At 58.9% G+C, this 14,319-nt stretch carries 10 protein-coding genes; all 10 read right to left on the bottom strand.

Features of this window, described 5'->3' with window-relative positions; genetic code table 11:
* Nucleotides 1–50 precede the first annotated feature (50 nt).
* The 10 genes from prpF to NLU14_RS18055 all read right to left on the bottom strand — a co-directional run bounded on the left by prpF (nucleotide 51) and on the right by NLU14_RS18055 (nucleotide 14,218).
* Complete coding sequence (gene prpF, locus NLU14_RS18100; RefSeq protein ID WP_275709183.1) at nucleotides 51–1,235, bottom strand: 2-methylaconitate cis-trans isomerase PrpF; 1,185 nt, start codon at nucleotides 1,233–1,235, stop codon at nucleotides 51–53.
* A 160-nt stretch (nucleotides 1,236–1,395) separates the two neighbouring features.
* The gene (gene acnD / locus NLU14_RS18095; RefSeq protein ID WP_275709181.1) at nucleotides 1,396–3,993 is read right to left on the bottom strand and encodes a Fe/S-dependent 2-methylisocitrate dehydratase AcnD; all 2,598 of its coding nucleotides are present in this window, start codon (nucleotides 3,991–3,993) and stop codon (nucleotides 1,396–1,398) included.
* A gap of 106 nt (nucleotides 3,994–4,099) precedes the next feature.
* Complete coding sequence (gene prpC, locus NLU14_RS18090; RefSeq protein ID WP_275709179.1) at nucleotides 4,100–5,230, bottom strand: bifunctional 2-methylcitrate synthase/citrate synthase; 1,131 nt, start codon at nucleotides 5,228–5,230, stop codon at nucleotides 4,100–4,102.
* A gap of 187 nt (nucleotides 5,231–5,417) precedes the next feature.
* Nucleotides 5,418–6,305, bottom strand: a complete 888-nt coding sequence (gene prpB, locus NLU14_RS18085; protein WP_275709177.1) for a methylisocitrate lyase — start codon at nucleotides 6,303–6,305, stop codon at nucleotides 5,418–5,420.
* A 249-nt stretch (nucleotides 6,306–6,554) separates the two neighbouring features.
* Entirely contained in the window at nucleotides 6,555–7,235 is a 681-nt protein-coding gene (locus tag NLU14_RS18080) for a GntR family transcriptional regulator (RefSeq protein WP_275709175.1), read from the bottom strand.
* Between the two features lie 127 nt (nucleotides 7,236–7,362).
* The gene (locus NLU14_RS18075; RefSeq protein ID WP_275709173.1) at nucleotides 7,363–8,949 is read right to left on the bottom strand and encodes an OpgD/OpgG family glucan biosynthesis protein; all 1,587 of its coding nucleotides are present in this window, start codon (nucleotides 8,947–8,949) and stop codon (nucleotides 7,363–7,365) included.
* A gap of 39 nt (nucleotides 8,950–8,988) precedes the next feature.
* Nucleotides 8,989–11,094 carry a glucans biosynthesis glucosyltransferase MdoH gene (gene mdoH / locus NLU14_RS18070; protein WP_275709171.1) on the bottom strand — a complete coding sequence of 702 codons (2,106 nt, stop codon included), beginning with the start codon at nucleotides 11,092–11,094 and terminating at the stop codon, nucleotides 8,989–8,991.
* On the bottom strand, nucleotides 11,087–11,344 hold the full coding sequence (locus tag NLU14_RS18065; protein ID WP_275709169.1) for a hypothetical protein: 258 nt from the start codon (nucleotides 11,342–11,344) through the stop codon (nucleotides 11,087–11,089). The genes mdoH and NLU14_RS18065 overlap by 8 nt, the downstream gene beginning before the upstream one ends.
* Nucleotides 11,345–11,358: 14 nt before the next feature.
* Nucleotides 11,359–12,912 (bottom strand): glucan biosynthesis protein G, encoded by a 1,554-nt coding sequence (locus tag NLU14_RS18060; RefSeq protein WP_275709167.1) that lies wholly within the window; start codon nucleotides 12,910–12,912, stop codon nucleotides 11,359–11,361.
* Nucleotides 12,913–13,042: 130 nt separating this feature from the next.
* Nucleotides 13,043–14,218, bottom strand: coding sequence for a ShlB/FhaC/HecB family hemolysin secretion/activation protein (locus tag NLU14_RS18055; protein WP_275709165.1), 1,176 nt, complete (start codon nucleotides 14,216–14,218; stop codon nucleotides 13,043–13,045).
* Between the last annotated feature and the right edge of the window lie 101 nt (nucleotides 14,219–14,319).

Genomic DNA, 14,319 nt, shown 5'->3' with positions numbered 1-14,319 from the left:
CTCTCGTGCCCCCGTAGGTCGGATTAGCAAAGCGTAATCCGACACATTCCCTACGATGCGAACGAACCCCCAGGCACCCTCACCCAACCTTCCATAAGCACACGCGCACTCCGGCTCATGATCGCCTTGGTGGCGGTCCACTGGCCGTTCACCTGGCTGGCTTCCGCGCCTACCTGCAGCGCTCCCGAAGGGTGGCCGAAGCATACGGAGGTCCGGTCTCCACCGCCAGCGGCGAGGTTAACCAGAGTTCCTGGTACAGCGGCGGCAGTGGCAATGGCTACGGCAGCCGTACCCATCATGGCGTGGTGGAGTTTGCCCATGGAGAGGGCGCGTACCAGTACGTCGACATCCCCTGCTCCGATGACTTTACCGCTTGAAGACACATATTCCGAAGGCTTGGCCACAAAGGCGACCTTAGGGGTGTGCTGCCGGCTGGCCGCCTCTTCCACGTTCTGGATCAGGCCCATCTTCACGGCACCGTGAGCGCGGATCAGTTCAAACATGGCCAGGGCTTCGGGCTTACTGTTGATGTCATCCTGCAGCTCGGTGCCCTTGTAGCCAATGTCTTCCGCATTCAGGAAGATGGTGGGTATGCCGGCATTGATCATGGTGGCCTTGAGCGTGCCAACGCCGGGCACGTCCAGGTCATCCACCAGGTTGCCGGTGGGGAACATGGCGCCTTCGCCATCGGCGGGGTCCATGAACTCCACCTGCACTTCGGCCGCCGGAAAAGTCACGCCGTCCAGCTCGAAATCACCGGTTTCCTGTACTTCGCCGTTGGTGATGGGAACGCGGGCTACGATGGTTTTCTGGATGTTGGCCTGCCAAATGCGAACGGTGGCGATGCCATTCTCCGGGATGCGGCTTTTGGAGACAAAACCACCATTGATGGCAAAAGCGCCAACAGCGGCGGTGAGGTTGCCGCAGTTGCCGCTCCAATCGACGAAAGGCTTGTCGATGGACACCTGGCCGAACAGGTAATCCACATCGTGGTCCGGTTGGGTGGGTGCTGCCAGGATGACGGTTTTGCTGGTACTGGATGTGGCGCCGCCCATGCCGTCGATTTGCTTCTGGTATGGGTCGGGGCTGCCGATGACGCGCAGCAGGAGTTTGTCCCGGGCTTCGCCTGGGGTTTGGGCCGCCTCCGGCAGGTCCTGGAGGCGGAAGAAGACGCCTTTGGAGGTGCCGCCACGCATGTAGGTGGCGGGGATCTTTATTTGGGGTTTGTGGGGCATGGGATACCTTTATACCTTGTTTGTCGGATTACGCTTTGCTAATCCGACCTACTGTGCTGGTTTGTCGGATTACGCTTCGCTAATCCGACCTACGGGGTTCACGGTAACTCTAACGTAGGTCGGATTAGGCCCAACGGGCCGTAATCCGACGTCCATCAGGCTACGCAGCCCCTTCTGACTGGAGGAAATCCTCGGCAAACCGCTGCAACACCCCACCGGCACTGTAAATTGACACTTCCTCCGCCGTATCCAACCGGCAAATCACCGGTACACGCTCGGTACTGTCATTTTTGCGGTGAATGACCAACGTAAGCTCAGCGCCTGGGGCAGCCGTACCTTCCACGTCGTAAATTTCCGTCCCATCAAGAGCCAGAGTTTTACGAGTGGTGCCTTCCTCAAACTGCAGGGGCATCACACCCATGCCCACCAGGTTGGTGCGGTGAATGCGCTCGAAGCCTTCGGCCACAATCGCTTCTACACCGGCCAAAGCAACGCCTTTGGCAGCCCAGTCACGAGAAGAACCCTGGCCGTAGTCCGCACCAGCAATGATGATCAATGGCTGCTTGCGTTCCATGTAGGTTTCGATGGCTTCCCACATGCGGGTCACCTTGCCTTCCGGCTCGATCCGCGCCAGGGAGCCCTGCTTCACCTTGCCGTTTTCATCCCGGACCATTTCGTTGAACAGCTTCGGGTTGGCGAAGGTAGCCCGCTGCGCTGTCAGGTGGTCACCACGGTGGGTGGCGTAGGAGTTGAAGTCCTCCTCCGGCAGGCCCATTTTGTGGAGGTATTCACCAGCGGCGCTGTCCATCAGGATGGCGTTGGAGGGTGACAGGTGGTCGGTGGTGATGTTATCCGGCAATACCGCCAGCGGGCGCATGCCCTTGAGGGTTTTCTCACCCACCATGCCGCCTTCCCAATACGGGGGACGACGGATATACGTGCTCTGGGGGCGCCAGTCGTAGTTCGGGTTGGTATTGGCGTGGGCGTCCCGGGTGATGTCGAACATCGGGATGTACGTGCTACGGAATTGCTCCGGCTTCACGCTGGATTTCACGATGGCATCGATTTCCGCATCGTCCGGCCAGATGTCCTTCAGGGTGACGGGGTTGCCGTCCTGATCATACCCAAGGGCATCCTTCTCAATATCAAAACGGATGGTGCCGGCAATGGCGTACGCAACCACTAATGGCGGTGAGGCCAGGAACGCCTGCTTGGCGTAAGGGTGGATGCGGCCGTCGAAGTTCCGGTTACCGGAAAGCACGGCCGTGGAATACAGGTCCCGATCGATGATTTCCTTCTGGATTACCGGGTCCAGTGCGCCGCTCATACCGTTACAGGTGGTGCAGGCAAAGGCCACCACGCCGAAGCCGAGTTGCTCCAGCTCGGACATCAGTTTGGCTTCTTCCAGGTACATCTTGACCGTTTTCGAGCCCGGTGCCAGGGAGGTTTTCACCCAGGGTTTGCGGGTCAGGCCCAGCTTGTTGGCGTTGCGGGCGATCAGGCCGGCGGCCACCATGTTGCGGGGGTTGCTGGTATTGGTACAACTGGTGATAGCGGCAATGATGCACGCGCCGTCCGGCATTTTGCCTTCTTCCTTCTCCCATTTGCCGGCAATACCGCGCTCGGCCAGTTCGGAGGTAGGCAGGTGTGCGTGGGGGTTCGATGGGCCCGCCAGGGTGCGGTGGACACTGGCCAGGTCAAACGTCAGCACACGCTCGTATTCGGCATTCTTCATGCTGTCGGCCCACAGGCCGGTTTCCTTCGCGTAGGTCTCAACCAGGGCCACCTGGTCGTCTTCACGGCCGGTCAGTTTCAGGTAGTCGATGGTCTGACCATCGATGTAGAACATGGCCGCCGTGGCGCCGTATTCCGGTGTCATGTTGGAGATGGTGGCACGGTCGCCGATGCTGAGGCTGTCGGCGCCTTCGCCGTAGAATTCCAGGTAGGCGCCAACCACCCTTTCCTTACGCAGGAATTCGGTGATGGCCAGGACCATATCGGTACTGGTGATGCCCGGCTGCAGTTTACCGGTCAACTCCACACCGACGATGTCCGGCAGGCGCATCATGGAGGCGCGGCCGAGCATCACGCTCTCGGCTTCCAGGCCACCCACGCCCACTGAAATAACGCCCAGGGCGTCCACCATTGGGGTATGGCTGTCGGTGCCTACGCAGGTATCCGGATAGGCAATGCCATCGCGATTCTGCACTACCGGGGACATCTTCTCCAGGTTGATCTGGTGCATGATGCCGTTGCCGGGAGGAATCACGTCCACGTTCTTGAAGGCGGTTTTGGTCCAGTTGATGAAGTGGAAGCGGTCGTCGTTGCGGCGGTCTTCAACCGCGCGGTTTTTCTCGAAGGCGTCCTCCTCGAAACCGGCGTGCTCGACGGCCAGGGAGTGATCCACGATTAGCTGGGTGGGAACCACGGGGTTGACCTTCGCCGGGTCACCGCCCTTCTCCCTGATGGCATCACGCAGGCCTGCCAGATCTACCAGGGCTGTCTGTCCCAGAATGTCGTGGCAAACCACGCGCGCGGGATACCAGGGGAAATCCAGGTCGCGTTTGCGTTCGATCAGCTGTTTCAGGGAATCCGTCAGTGCCTCCGGGTCGCAGCGGCGAACCAGTTGTTCCGCCAGGATCTTGGAGGTGTACGGAAGTTTGTCGTAGGCGTCAGGCTGGATGTCTTCCACGGCCTGGCGGGTGTCGAAATAGTCCAGGTCGGTGCCTGGCAGGGGTTTGCGGTAATCAGTGTTCATGGCGTTGCTCGCGGTCCTGGGTTGTCGGATTACGCTTCGCTAATCCGACCTACGATTGTGTATCCCCTCTCCCCTGGCGGGAGAGGGTCAGGGAGAGGGGAAAATTTTATTGACGCTGCTCAATCGGCACCCACTCCGAATGCGCCGGGCCATCGTAATCGGCACTCGGGCGGATGATGCGATTGTTCTCGCGCTGTTCTTTCACGTGGGCGGTCCAGCCGGATACCCGTGACATCACGAAGATGGGGGTGAACAACTCAGTGGGGATGCCCATGAAGTGATAGGCCGAGGCATGGAAGAAGTCGGCGTTGCAGAACAGTTTCTTCTCGCGCCACATGACTTCTTCGCAACGTACCGATACCGGGTACAGCACGGTGTCGCCCACTTCGTTGGCAAGTTTCTCGGACCATTTCTTGATGATGGCATTGCGGGGATCGGAGTCGCGATATATCGCGTGGCCGAAGCCCATGATTTTTTCCTTGCGCTCCAGCATGCCCAGCAGGCCTTTTTCGGCTTCGTCCGGGGTCTGGAATTTCTGGATAAGCGCCATGGCGGCTTCGTTGGCGCCGCCGTGAAGCGGGCCGCGCAGGGTTCCGATTGCACCGGTCACGCAGCTGTGGATATCAGACAGGGTGGAGGCGCACACACGGGCGGTGAAGGTGGAGGCGTTGAATTCGTGCTCGGCATACAGAATCAACGACACGTTCATGACCCGCTCGTGCAATTCGTTGGGCTTCTTGCCGTGAAGCAGTTCCAGGAAATGGCCACCGATGGAGTCCACGTCACTGGCGGTGTCGATACGCACACCCTCATGGGCGAAGCGGTACCAGTAGTTAATCATGGCCGGGAACAGGGCCAGCATACGGTCGATCTTGTCGTCCTGCTGGCTGAAGTCGGTTTCGGTTTCTAGGTTGCCCAGCATGGAGCAACCGGTGCGCATGACGTCCATGGGGTGGGCGTCTTTGGGGATCTGTTCCAGCACGGATTTAAGTGCATCGGGCAAGGTGCGCAGGCTGGTCAGCTTTTTCTTGTAGGCGTCCAGTTCCTGCTGGTTGGGCAGTTTGCCCCGCAACAGCAGGTAGGCCACTTCCTCGAACTGTGCGTGTTCTGCCAGGTCGCTGATGTCATAGCCGCGATAGGTCAGGCCAGTGCCGGACTGGCCGACGGTACACAGTGATGTTACGCCGGCAACCTGCCCGCGAAGGCCGGCGCCTCCGAGTTTTTTTGCTTCAGCCATGGTGTTTCTCCCCCTCATGTTTTGGTTGTCGGATTACGCCTTCGGCTAATCCGACCTACGTTTTATTACTCCCCTCTCCCCTTGCGGGAGAGGGGCCGGGGGAGAGGGGAAAAGCGCGAAATATTCAGCATGCTGTTCTTTGCCCCCTCTCCCTGGCCCTCTCCCGCAAGGGGAGAGGGAAATGTGATTACCCTTTCTTCTGCTGGAACAACTCATCCAGCTTCTGTTCAAAGTCGTGGTAGTTCAGGAAATCATACAGCTCCATCCGCGTCTGCATCAGGTCGACGACGTCTTTCTGGTCGCCTTTCTCAAGGATGTTTTCGTAAACCATCAGCGCGGCCTTGTTCATGGCGCGGAAGGCGCTCAACGGATACAGCACCATACCGGCGCCGGCGTCTGCAAGTTCCTTGCGGTTGTACAAAGGCGTGGCGCCGAACTCGGTGATGTTGGCCAGTACCGGCACATCCAGCGCTTCGGAGAAGGCCTTGTAGTGTTCCAGTTCGGTAACAGCTTCGGCGAAGATGCCATCGGCGCCGGCTTCGATGCAGGCCTTGGCGCGTTCGATGGCGGCTTCGAGGCCTTCTTTCTGGAAGGCGTCGGTACGGGCCATGATGAAGAAGTCGTCGTCTTCACGGGCATCCACGGCGGCCTTGATGCGGTCCACCATTTCGTCCTGTGACACGATTTCCTTGTTGGGGCGGTGGCCGCAACGCTTCTGGGCTACCTGGTCTTCAATATGGACCGCCGCTGCGCCGGCGCGTTCCATTTCGCGGATGGTGCGGGCGATGTTGAAGGCGCCGCCCCAGCCGGTGTCGATGTCGACCAATAGCGGTACGTCGGTGGCTGCGGTGATGCGGCGGACGTCTTCAACCACGTCGTTCATGGTGGTCATGCCCAGGTCCGGCAGGCCGTAGGAAGCGTTGGCAACGCCACCGCCAGACAGGTAGATGGCCTGGTGGCCGACTTTTTCAGCCATCATGGCGGTGTAGGCGTTGATGGTGCCCACAATTTGTAGTGGGTGGTTTTCTTTCAGGGCCTTGCGGAAGCGGGCGCCTGGGGATTGTTTTTTGGACATGGGTGGCCTCTTTGTACTGGTGGATTCTTGTTGTCGGATTACGCCTTCGGCTAATCCGACCTACGAGTTTGGGTTTGTCGGATTACGCCTTCGGCTAATCCGACCTACGGTTCTGGGTTTGTCGGATTATGCTTCGCTAATCCGACCTACTTTGTTGGTGTTCTGCCTGGGGTTTTGTAGGTCGGATTAGGCCCACAGGGCCGTAATCCGACAAGCCAGGGTTTGGTTCGTGGCATGCCCGGGCAATCGTCAGATCGTCAGGGCGCCGTTCTGGATCTTTGTTTCTATGTTTTTGCGGGCGGCGTTGATGTGGCGTTTCATCAGGAATTCCGCCAGTTCGCCGTCGCGCTGGGCGATGGCCTCCACGATTCTGCGGTGCTCTTCCAGGGCCATGTGGGGCCTGCCTGAAGAGGTACTCAGGCGATAACGGTACATCCGGACCATATAGTAAAGATCACCCAGCAGCATTTGCGCGAGTTTTGCGTTGCGGCTGCCGGTGGCAATGCGGTGATGGAAGTCGTAGTCGCCCTCGGCCTGGTAGTAGGCCTGGCCCTGGGCCTGTTCAATCATCTGCTCGTGGGCGTCGAGGGTGGCGTGCAGGTCTGCGATTTCCTGGTCGGTCATTCGTTCGGCGGCCTGGCGGGCGGCAAGGCCCTCCATGGTTTCGCGAATGCGATAAAGCTCCATGAGCTCTTCGGCGCTGACAGACACCACTTTCACGCCAGCGTGGGGCCGGCGTACCAGTAAACCGCGTGATTCAAGGCGCCCAAGCGCTTCCCGCAACGGGCCACGGGTAAGATTGAAGCGGGAGCAGAGTTCAACTTCACCGATCTTTTCACCCGGTGAAAGGTCACCCTTTACGATGGCCGTTTGCAGACAATCGAAGGCTTCGTCAGCGCGAGTGTAGGTTTGGGCGATAGCTTCTGGCATATTTTGTCAACAATAGTGACTGTAATGACCGGAAATCTACGCCCTCATAACATTATTGTCAACAATCCATAAATCCCGACGGGGTCAATTGTTAACATAAAACGTGCAACGCCTGCCCAGGGCGATGTCAGTAAAGCGTACGCTCCTCCTGGGGAGGCGGTGTGTACTGGTACAACCAGGTTTCCGTAAGCACTTGATCATCGAGCACGAGCTGCAGGCGCAGATCAATGGGCTCCAGTGAGTCATCTGGCACCAGGTCGAACATTGCCCGGTAGCCATCAATGGAATCCAGCGGGCGCGCGGAGGTGATTTCCACCTCTCCCCTGCTTGCGGTTATCACCGGCTTTACGTCTGCATCGTCCGCCAATAGCGGTAGCGCCCCGCCGGCAAAATCCACCGCGAACCGCCAGGAGAAGTATTTACGCTCCTGACCGACCACGCCTCCCAGCCCGGTGCGGGTGGCCTGCACCGTTGCCAGTTCCTCGGGCTCCATTGGCGGTTCCGCACCCCAGGAAAGCGTATAGGCGTACAGGTATTCCTGCCCCGGTTCCAGAGGCTGCTCGGGGTTCCAGAAGGCCACAATGTTGTCGAAGGTCTCATCCTTGGTGGGAATCTCCACCAGCATGATGCTGCCCCTGCCCCAGTCTTCACGGGGCTTTACCCAAGCGCTCGGGCGCTTGTTGTAGAACACGCCGTCGTCCTGATAGTTGGCAAATCGGCGGTCACGCTGGAGCAGGCCAAACCCCCGGGGATTATTGTCAACAAAACTGTTCACCCGCAGCGAACGTGGATTAACCAGCGGGCGCCAAAGCCATTCGCCCTGACCGTTGAAGATTGCGAGTCCGTCCGAGTCGTGAATCTCGGGGCGCCAGTCATAAGCCATGCGGCGATCGTTCTCACCGGTCTGGTACATACTGGTCAACGGCGCAATACCCACCCGTTCAATCGGTTTACGTGGGTACAGGGCGGCATCCACTTTCATCACCATGTTCCGCCCAGGCGTTAAGGTAAAGGCGTAGGCGCCGGTGACACTGGGTGAATCCAGCAGTGCATAGACCACCATGTGGATGCTGCCAGGCTGCGGCTTTTCGAGCCAGAAGGCGGTGAACTGGGGAAACTCCTCTTCGCCATCCAGCGCGGTATCAATGGCCAGCCCACGGGCGGAGAGCCCGTATTGCATCTCGGAACCTACAGCCCTGAAGTAACTGGCTCCCAGGAAGGCCGCCAGGTCACGTTCATAGTCAGTATGGAAGTGGACCCGGAATCCGGCATAGCCCAGGTCCTCCGGCAGCGTACCCAGGGGTTGCTCACCTTCATACTCAAAGTATTTCGGTTTATACGCCAGTTCCTGGGCCTGACCGTCTTCGACCTCGTAGATGCGAACCGGCGACTTGAAATAAAGGCCAAGGTGGAAAAGCTGGACCTGAAAGGCATTGTCATCGTTGTGCCAGAGTGCTTCTTCCGGACGAAAGCGAATGGCCTGGTAATCATCCCAGGACAGGTCCTTCAGGGACCCGGGTAGATCTCCTTCCTTCGATACCCAGGGCTCGCCAGCCAATGCCCGGGCGTGCCCCTTGAGCCACGCATAACTGAAAGGCCTGGAATCACCAACTTCGGCGGCCAGTCCCGGACGGCTGTGCAGCAATACCGAGAGAGGTAACGCCTGGGCACCAGCCAGGCTGACAAAGGTTTTGATCAGTGTGCGTCTGTCCATTTCCTGCTCCCATCTACTGTTTCTGCCCAGGCTTTACGGCTATAGTTCCGCACTGCCAAGGCTTGATATCCGCTGCCCCCAGAAGCTGTCCGGAGCCGAACGCCAGGCCATCCGGTGGATTTCCGCCACGGAGGCGCGGTCGCGGAACAATTGGCTGAGCTCACCGCGGGATAATGAACCCGGGCCTTCACTACCGAGCCGCCTTACCAGCGGAGCCAGCAATTCGGCCCTTCTGGGCTGCCGATGGGCCCTGGCCAGGGCCCGATGAAGACGGTTAAGCCGGGGCCGGATCACGGCGGCTTCCACCGCAGTCAGTACTGAGTCCTCATCGTTCTCTGCCCGCGCGGCCCTCGAGTCGTTCAGAACCTCTACCGGATTGAGCTCTTCCGGAATCACCAGCAGCCTCCTGGCGCCAAAGGCACGGCCAAGCTCCACACGGCTGAGCACCACGGACGTCGGAGCCGCCAGAACCAGTGGCACCGCCACCGGCAGCGACCAAAGGAAGAACATCGGGTCCAGGCTCCAGGCAAAGGCGGACCAACCTGCCCCTACCAGCATGCCGGGAAACTGGGTGAGAAGGGCCTCCCGCCATGTGGTCTCTTCGGTACGGTTCTGCCCGGCCCAGGACAGGGAAAGGTTCAGAAGGGCTCCGAGCACATATCGGCTGTGGGCCATCATTCTTACCGGAGCCAGAAGAACGGAAACCACAATCTCCACCAACACGCTCAGAAGCAGCCGCCAGAACCCGCCGAATCCCCTGGCAAGCCCATGTATGACAGCGTCGAGAATGGCCAGAAACTTCGGCAGGAACAACAGTGACAACGTGCTCAGCGCAAGGCCGATGGCCCACTCCGGCCGCCATTCAGGCCAAAGGGGAAAGAGCCCCTGGTGACCTTCCGGGAAGTAATTGATGCTGGCGACCGTCATCTGCACGGCTTCGACGGTGGTCAGTATTAAAAAGGCCAGCCACAGGGGTGACGCCATGTAAGCCATGATGCCGTTAAGCAGGGCCATCCGATGAGCCAGGCGAATCCTGCGCCCGAACAGGAGAATCCACAAGTGCTGGAGATTGCCCTTGGACCAGCGATTATCCCTGGCGAGTTCATCCGAAATGGAAGGCGGGGACTCTTCGAAACTGTTGCCGAGGCCGGGCTCAAGCCAGACTTCGTAACCCGCCCTGCCCATGTAGGCGGCTTCGACAAAGTCGTGGCTCATGATTGGCCCCCGGAACAAGCCAAAGCCACGCAGTTTGCGCAACCCGCAATGCGCCATGAACGGCTGGACACGCAGGATGGCATTATGCCCCCAGAACGCGGCGTCTCCCATCTGTATGGCAGCCAGCCCGGTTGCGAACAAGGAGGAGTAGAGGCGATTGGCGAACTGTTGCAGGCGGGCGAAAAGGGAGTCGCCGTTGATGATGCTGGGGGCGGTTTGCAGTATGCCCACATTGGGCTCCCGCTCCATCAGTTGAACCATTTTCACGATGGTTTCCGCACTCAGCAGGCTGTCTGCATCCAGCACCACCATGTAGCGGTAGCGGCGGCCCCAGCGTCGGAGAAAATCCGCGATATTCCCACTCTTGAAATTGAGATTGACCCGTCGGCGACGGTAAAACAGGCGCCCTTCCGCCCCCAGTTCCTCACACAGGCGGTGCCACTCGGCTTGCTCTTCAAGCCAGACATTCGGGTCGCGGCTGTCTGAGAGGATATGGAATTCAAATTGATCCAGACGCCCTGCCCGTTCGATATCCTGGTATACCGCTTTCAGGCCACTAAGGGTCCACTTCACCGGTTCATGGTAGATGGGCATGACAATGGCCGTTTTGGCCAGTGCCGTGGCTTCGAGCTCCGCTTCAGGATGACGCTTAAGAAGGCTGTAACGGTCGCCCCCAAGCAGCCTGAGCACAAAACCGAACACAGCCGTCCAGAAGCCCACCGCGATCCACATATACAGGAGAATAAACAGGACAAGCAGGCCGATTTCCACCAGCGTTCCGCCGTGATACGGCAAAATCCACAGCAGGAAGTAACTGGCAACGACCGTTTGCCCAACCACAAATAATGTCAGGAAAAAGCGCCGCACGGTGGCAACGCGACGCCAACTCTCTTGACGCCCCTGAACGGCTGTGTCCACGACCTCAGTCATGGGCGTAATATCCGATATGGCCGCGTTCGAGTGGGGGATTAGGCGTAGGAATATCCGTGCCGCTCAGGTCGAAATACTCCGGTAAACGGTCGATGCAACGGGCAGGCAGCCCCGGGCCGTCGCCTTCTGTCATTGCATCGTTAACAAGGCGCAGCGCCTGCCGACAGGTTTCCGCGCACAGATCCACCCCGTCGTCGCGCAGGTATGTTAGGACCCTTTCGAGCGCCTGTTGGCATAGTGTTTCCGGCATGAGCAAACTCCGTGTTATTGACCCTGGCCTAGCCCGGAATTCGGCCCAAGGGAATAGGTCCATGTTTCGGTGAGCGGCTTGTCATTGAGCATCAACCGGCCACGAAGCACCGGGTTTCCTTTGGCAACGGGACGAACAAGCATCGACAGTCGCCAGCTTCCATCGGCCTCAACGTACTCGACAAAGTGTTCAATAATTTCAATAGCCTCGCTGTTGCCACTGCCTTCGCTGACGTGACTGACAACAGCCGCATCGGGCTCCAGGTCATCCAATGGCCCGCCCGCAAAATCCACGATGATCCGGTAGACTCCCTGCTCGTTACCGCCTCCAGGACGGCTGCCATCTCCCACAAAAGTTTGCAACGCACGCCCCGTATCCTGCCCGGAAACGTTGTTGCCGCCAAAGTGGATACTGTAGGCCAGTTTCCGGCTGTCTCCCGCCTGTACAGGCTCCTTCGGCTTCCAGAAAGCAACGATGTTATCGTTGGTTTCCGAATCGGTCGGTATTTCGACCAGCACAACCTCGCCATCCGACCAACCCTGCCTCGGCGCCACCCAGGCACTTGGGCGCTGGTCGTAACGGGCTTCGGTGTCCTCAAACTGGTGAAAATCGGTATCTCGCTGCATAAGCCCGAAACCGGCCAGACGGTTTACCTGTAAATAGCTGAGCCTGAGGCGTGAGGGGTTGACCAGCGGGCGCCACAACCATTCGCCGGCGCCCAGGTCGTGGATCAGCAGGCCGTCGGAATCGTGAACCTGTGGACGCCATTCCCCGTCGGGGCGGTCGGTGTTTTCTCCGTAATAAAACATAGAAGTCAATGGCGCCAAGCCCGTCTGCTCCACCGGATTGCGGTAAAACAGCTCAGCAGTAACGTCTATACGGGTGGTAGCGCCGGGGTGAATGTCGAAACGGTAGGCGCCGGTCACGCTGGGGCCATCCAGCAAGCCGTAGACCCGCATACGATCACTCCCGCCACCCGGCCGTTCAAGCCAGAATTCCACAAACGAAGGCACCTCCTCGCCGGAGGGAAGGCCGGTATCTATGGCGATGCCACGAGCAGACAGGCCAAACCGGTTATCCGCGCCCACACCCCGAAAGTAACTGGCACCGGCAAACACCAGGAACTGTTCCTGTTCCTTGCCGCCACCCATCGGATAGGTCAGTTTGAACCCGGCATACCCCAGGTCGGCGGGAACCCGTTTCGCCAGCTCCGGATCAGGAAAGCTGAACCCGGATTTATCAAAGGGAATCGGCTTAACGCCTTCGGCGTCTACCTCATTAAGCTTCACTGTGTGGGCGTAATAGCTTCCGGGAGGCACCATCCTGACCTGGAACCGGGAACGCCCGCCCCGCCACAGGCTGGCTTGAGGATCAAAACGAATCGACTGGTAAGTCCGGTAGTCCAGGTCCCTGAGGAATCCCGGCACCTCTGGAGCCGGCTGGTATTCCCCTTCAGCCTTTGCCTTGGCCTTGTCAACAATATCCTTGAACTCAAGGGCCCATGCTCCGTTGGCATATAACAACCCCGGCAACACCAATGCAATGAGCCATCTTGTCCCTGAATGCATGAAGCTCCCACCTCAATTAATGTCCCTAAAAGATTTAATGTAGCACCTGCGACCGGCGACGTCTCAAGTGACATCTTTGTAAGGCAGGCAGCCTAAGCAGGCTGGAGAACTCGGGAGGCGAGACGGGAAATCAGATACCCATGGTCAGGGAGAAGCGGACATCAGGACGGTCCGGCATGGTCATGGCCATGCTGGAGGCGCGAATCATGCGGCCGACACTGACATCAGCCGTAAACGCACGCCCTTTGAGCTTGAGCGAAACCTGGCCGGCACTTGCGCTGCCATAACGGTCTGACTGCATCCCCGAGTATGGAATCCAGCCATGGAGCACAGCGAAGTTCACACTGGACAGCACGCCATCTACAAAAGGCATTTGCCAGGAGGGGCTGGCGGTGTCCATACGGAGCCAACCACCCCGTGCCGCCGAGACGGATTGCCCGTTAAAACCAGCGATCATGGACGGACCCGCAACGGTAAGGTATTCCGACACCGGGAGATCCTCATCGGCGAACTGGTAACGGCCGTGGATCCGCCAGCGCCAGCGATAAACCTCCTGCTGGATTGAAGCTGACATGGCGACCTTGTAGAATTCGTATTCCTCACCAATGTCGTCTTGAAGGGGATAATCCGTCGCACTGTACTCGCGACCGCTGACTGCCAGAACGCCGGTATTGGCACGTATACCGCCCCAGAGATCATGCCCGCCTCGTGCTTCGAACCCCAGGGAAGACAGCTGGTAACTGGTCTCCGACACCAGGCTACCCTCTTCGAAGGCACGGCTTTCACGCCCGGTGTGACGGGCGATACCATCAAATGCCATGCCGAACTGCGAGAACAGCGGGCGGCTGACCCCAAAGCCCAATACGCTGGACTCCCCACTGGCATTAAATCGCCTGTCACCACTGGTGGCCGCACGATCATAGCGGGAACTGCCGGTTTCCACGCTCAGTTGATTGGCGCCCGCCGGAAAACGATAGCGGAACGAGGTGGCATTGGAGTCCGTACTGTCCTTCTGGGATCTGGCATCCCTGTAGCTAAAGCCGATGGCGTCGCTACGACCAACAAGGTTGTCTGCCGACACGCCAATGGCCCCGTCCAGGCCGTCACTGGTAAGCGAGGTTTTGCCAGAAAATTTCAGCCGGGACCGCAACCAGTGTTCGCGCTCATCGCGGAACGAATCCGCGCTGCCCGCAAAATTGTCAGCGTAGGGCGTCCAGCCATTACGCAACCAGGAACCCGAGGTTTCCGCATAAAGGGGCTGGCTGACGACGCACAAAACCAGTGCGGCCAACAGGGAATATTTCAACGTTTCAGATCCTGCCAGTTAGCGCCGGCCGTATTGAGATGGGTAGCCGGTTATTCTTAAGAAATTGTCATCGCAGAATGTATTGCATAAGAACCTATAAA

The sequence above is a fragment of the Marinobacter iranensis genome, from assembly GCF_029207565.1.
Lineage (GTDB): Bacteria > Pseudomonadota > Gammaproteobacteria > Pseudomonadales > Oleiphilaceae > Marinobacter > Marinobacter iranensis.
Note: the sequence above shows the minus strand (reverse complement) of the source record. Positions and strands in the feature narration are given on the sequence as shown.